The sequence below is a fragment of the Clostridium sp. UBA1056 genome, assembly GCA_002316385.1.
Taxonomy (GTDB): domain Bacteria; phylum Bacillota; class Clostridia; order Clostridiales; family Clostridiaceae; genus Clostridium_J.
Genome location: DCDL01000012.1, coordinates 1 through 538, shown reverse-complemented (window position 1 = coordinate 538; position 538 = coordinate 1). Strand labels below are relative to the sequence as shown.

1 protein-coding gene is annotated in these 538 nt (G+C 27.7%); it reads right to left on the bottom strand.

What is annotated here, in order from left to right; translation table 11 throughout:
* Nucleotides 1-56: 56 nt before the first annotated feature.
* Nucleotides 57-494: a MarR family winged helix-turn-helix transcriptional regulator gene (locus B3W71_RS03860; RefSeq protein WP_346887624.1), complete on the bottom strand. Its 438-nt coding sequence runs from the start codon at nucleotides 492-494 to the stop codon at nucleotides 57-59.
* Between the last annotated feature and the right edge of the window lie 44 nt (nucleotides 495-538).

Here is a 538-nt window from a genome sequence, read left to right as displayed (position 1 = left end):
ACTTATTTATTTTTTGAAGATGTCTAAGTAGCATTCTCCTTTCATAAAATTTCAATTTAAATATTTTCTACTATTTTTCTAAATAACTTTAAAAATTCTTTTCTTTCATCGTTTGTATCTAAAGCACTTAAAATGTATCCATATAATTTTTTTTCAAATGCTAGATGTTCATTTTTCACCGCATTACCTTCCTCTGTAAGCTGCAATCCGTAGGATCTTCTATCTCTCTTACTAATAGTTCTATTTACATAGTTAAGTCTTTCTAATCTATCTATAGCACTGGTTAGAGTACTTTTAGGTATATCTAACATAGTGCAAATTTCCTTTAAAATCACATCTTCCCTTTCATAGACAATTCTTATAATACTAATCTCCATAGTTGTAAGTTTTTCTATTCTAGGAAACTCTTCCATAGTTTTATATTGGTTAGAATAAGATATGAATATCCTCCACAAATTTCCGAACTCTTTAATTAGCTCATCCTTATCATCCATTACACCTACTCCTTTAAAACCTTTTTAGACATCTGAAAATAAAT